3 protein-coding genes are annotated in these 3729 nt (G+C 55.1%); 2 read left to right on the forward strand and 1 reads right to left on the reverse strand.

Features of this window, described 5'->3' with window-relative positions:
- Positions 1-164: 164 nt before the first annotated feature.
- Entirely contained in the window at positions 165-1079 is a 915-nt protein-coding gene (locus tag VKV29_RS14930; RefSeq protein ID WP_324202117.1) for a type II secretion system protein, read from the forward strand.
- 537 nt (positions 1080-1616) lie between these two features.
- On the opposite strand, the gene VKV29_RS14935 is transcribed toward VKV29_RS14930, so the two are convergent.
- Entirely contained in the window at positions 1617-3119 is a 1503-nt protein-coding gene (locus VKV29_RS14935) for a glycosyl hydrolase (protein ID WP_324202119.1), read from the reverse strand.
- Positions 3120-3431: 312 nt separating this feature from the next.
- On the opposite strand from VKV29_RS14935, the gene VKV29_RS14940 reads away from it, so the two are divergent.
- Positions 3432-3729: G5 domain-containing protein (locus VKV29_RS14940; protein WP_324202118.1), on the forward strand; the 298-nt coding region annotated here is incomplete at its 3' end.

Here is a 3729-nt window from a genome sequence, read left to right on the forward strand (position 1 = left end):
ACCGTAGCGGCCTACCGAGGACGGATACCTTCACACAGATGTCGTGCGTTCCATGCCTCTCCCCATACCGGAGGAGATGAGGCTTTTAGGTTCCTGAACCATAAGGAACCTTTCGCGCAAACCGGTCAAAAAACCAAATCCCAAATCTTAGGAGGCAAACTTAGATGAAATCGAAGTTCGCTTATCGCCCTGCGCGGGTGGAAAACGGTGTGCGAGGGTTTACCCTCATCGAGCTTCTCGTAGTTATCGCAATAATTGCGATACTCGCAGCCATTCTGTTCCCCGTCTTCGCTCAAGCACGGGAACAAGCCCGCAAAACCGCCTGTCTTAGCAACTCTAAGCAACTGACCACCGCCATCCTCATGTATGGTCAGGACTATGACGAGACCTTCGTGCCCTTCGTGGCCTTTCAAGAACCGCTCCTGCGCGATAACGGCACCGTCTACCGTAACTATAGCCCCTGGACGGCCCTCATCCAGCCCTACGTCAAAAACAAGTTCCTCACCGTCTGCCCCGATGAAGCCCAACTCAGCTTCGTGATGAGCGGCAACAACCGCTCCCTCCTCTATGGCGGCTATGGCCTCAACTATGGCTATCTCTCTCGCTATGCCGGCTCCGATCCCTACGGCAACGACCTGTGGATACCCCTTAAATTCGCCGCCGTTAACCGACCCGCTCAAGTGGTGTTGTTCTTGGATTCGGTGGGCGTAGACTATGCCACCGCCGACCATCAATACGTGTGGGTACCCGTAGGCACCACGGTAGACCCGCCCATCAACTGCTACGCCTACGCCAACACCGACTGCGACTCCTACAGCAACGGCTGGACAGGACAGGCGAATGACTATACAAAGTACTATGATTTTCCTGGCTACGGTGGGGCTTCATTCCGCCATAACAGCACGGGTTATCAATCGGGGGTCATTCCCCAAGGTGGGGCCAATGTGGCCTTTGTGGACGGCCACTCCAAATACCAGAAGGTGGGGGCTTTAGTAGCCGGCACCAACTTCCAGCCCGATGGCAGCGGCAACGCTAAAGTGATAGACACCAACGCCTATGAATGGGATCCGAGCTACTAGAGATGGGGCTAAAAGCGAGCGTTTTTAAAAAGAGGGGTCGTCTGTCTAAGGGGCTATTAGGCGGCTGGTTGTGCCTGTTAGTGCTTAGCGGCTTGGGAGGATGTCATTCGCCAAATGATGAAGGCAACCCCCAGCCTACGGGCAAGCCACCAAATCCCCCTCAGCTTTTACCGGCCAATCCCAATCGTCCTCGTCCCCATTTGAACATGGGTGGGGGCAGTCCTTCTGGTGGGGGTAGTGTGCCAAGTTCCCCTTAGGTTGTAGGGGTTTTGCAAAGGGGCAAGAGGTTGCTCTTGCCCCTTTGTTTGGGTTCGTGTTTGTAACCTCCATGGGTGTTGTAGACAACCTTACTTGCCCCCTATCCCCTCCTTTGTCCTAGCGGACAGCAATGCAGTGGCCAGAGAGATAGGCGATGAAGGGAATAAAACAGGCCGCTGAGTTGTCTCTCCCCCTAAAGGGGGAGGGGCAGGGCTGTCAAGACAGTCAATCTCACGGAGCTAGAGCTAGTCTATTCCGCAAGCCACCCTTGTTCGCCCCCTATCCCCTCCTTTCCCCCGATTCGGGAGGTGCTAGCGCACGGCGATGCAGCGGCCTGAGAAAGAGACGATCACGGGAACTGTGCTGGCCGCAAAGGTGCCGTCCGCGAGGACGCTCACCGCGAGGTGCCCCTCTCCCTGTAGGAAGAGGAGGAGGTACTGAGGCGGAAGGTATTTCTAGGATAACCGGATGGTTGCTTAATGTCAATTGAATATTCCGAACGTTGGTGAGAGTCTGTATCGGATCGGTGCCGACGGTGGGATCGTAGATTTTCATAGCTGGCACCTTTTCCTTAAACTGTATGTTCACCGTACTTGTGCCCTCTATCTGTTCATCCCATACCACAAGATAGAAGGTGCCGTTGCTTTTTTGTAGCAGCATGTCATGCACCGTCACCGGCTCGTTGGGGATAGTATAGGCGAGCCTGCCGGGGTTATGCAGCGCGCCTGGGTCGGCCAGAATCGTTGTGAGATTATGAAGATAGAGGGCCGCCTTTCTAGGTGTATAGTCCGGCCGGTAAAACCCAAATCTCTGGTTTCCCGCCTCGTCCACCCTATCACGCAGAAGATAGACGGCGGTATAGCTCCAGCCCCGCTTGAACTGATCTAGATACATGGTAAGCAGGTTTAGGGCATGAACCTCCTCTGTAAGCGCCCCTTCGATAAGCGCTCCTGTCTCTGTGGTAACGCGGGGGAGAGAAAGCAGTTGGGTCTCGGAATATCCGGGGTAGTGATGGGCCCACGTCAGGCCATACTCTACATAAAGCCCATCTACCTTACAGGCGGAGGTGGGGTCTGCGGCGTTCCACGTTTTGTTATCGGCCAGGCCGGGGGCGTTTGGGTGATAGATATAGTTATGCACGTTGGCGAAGTCGGCATATTTCGTGCCGGCAGGCATCAGGGTGTTAGCTCTCTTGGGGATCGTGAGGAACTGCAACCCCACGTTATCGGTTTCCGCTCCGTTTTCGGAGATAGACCAGACCGGATACTTTTTCAAGAGGGGATCGCTCTTTACCGCGCGGTAGAGGTCTCTTTGAAGTTTCGCCACCGGCAGCCACGACAGATTTCTGCCGCCCACCTGTCCCTGATAGGTAATTCCCCAGTTGTTCGGTTCATTGGGCCCTTCAAAGGCCAAAAGGGCGCCGGCTTTGGCGAGTTGTTCCCCGGTTTTAATAAGCTCTGGAATGTTGGTGCCGCCGCTGCCGAGGCCCCAGCTATAGCGCACACCGGTACGCTCATGCAGGTAAATAAGCTTATCAAGAGGGGGATTGCCCTCGATGCCGCTTCGTATCCAATGAATGCCGAGATACCGAACACACTCCATGGTTTTATCGAGGCTTTCGCCGCGCAAGCAGATGGCCGAATTAACCCCGATGGAGTTTAGAAAGTCGCTATCGCGCTTTGCCTGCACACTTGCAGCCCATGCATGAGATAGAGGTAAAAGAGCCGCAAGGGTACATAAGGGAACCACAACGCTGCTAAAAAGCCGAAAGAAAGCTTGCATAGGCACGATCCGCCTGTTCTCCTTTTCGACACAACTTTATGTGATTTCTCATTGTGGGATGCCGAATCCTGCTTGGGTAGAAAAGCCCAACGAAGGATAACGAAGCGCGTGACGACACCGGCGAAAATGCGGTAGGGTTGACAAAAAGGGGCTGTTTATAGTAAACTGCCCGCCAACATCTGGCTTCTGGCCGGGTGTTCGTTGAAGCCATGAGTGAGGCGGCTCTTTGTGCCGCTTCCTGTGGTACGCAGATAAGGCATCCGAACGGTGTTCGGGCCATCGGAAAATCCTACAGAAAGGAGGGACAGGTTCTTGGCGAATTCCTCGCCTGTCCGTCGCATCTCCGCGATCGGGGTCTTGGCTCTCGCCATCGGTGTGGGCGCCACACGACCAGGAGACGCGACACCACGACAAACGGATACTACCACGAGCGCACCCCAAACCCCGCAAATACTCACAAAAACGGTGGCGCTCAGGGAACCGATCCCCTATCCCACCCTCAGGAAGCCGACCTCTCTGCTGCGAAGCGGTACCAGTCGTATTTTGCGTGGTGGAGTGAAAGGCGAAAAAGAGGTGACCTACCGCATCTGGCTTCGGCCAAACGGCACCG

Origin of the sequence: Chthonomonas sp. (assembly GCF_035294165.1) — a bacterium.
Lineage (GTDB): Bacteria > Armatimonadota > Chthonomonadetes > Chthonomonadales > Chthonomonadaceae > Chthonomonas.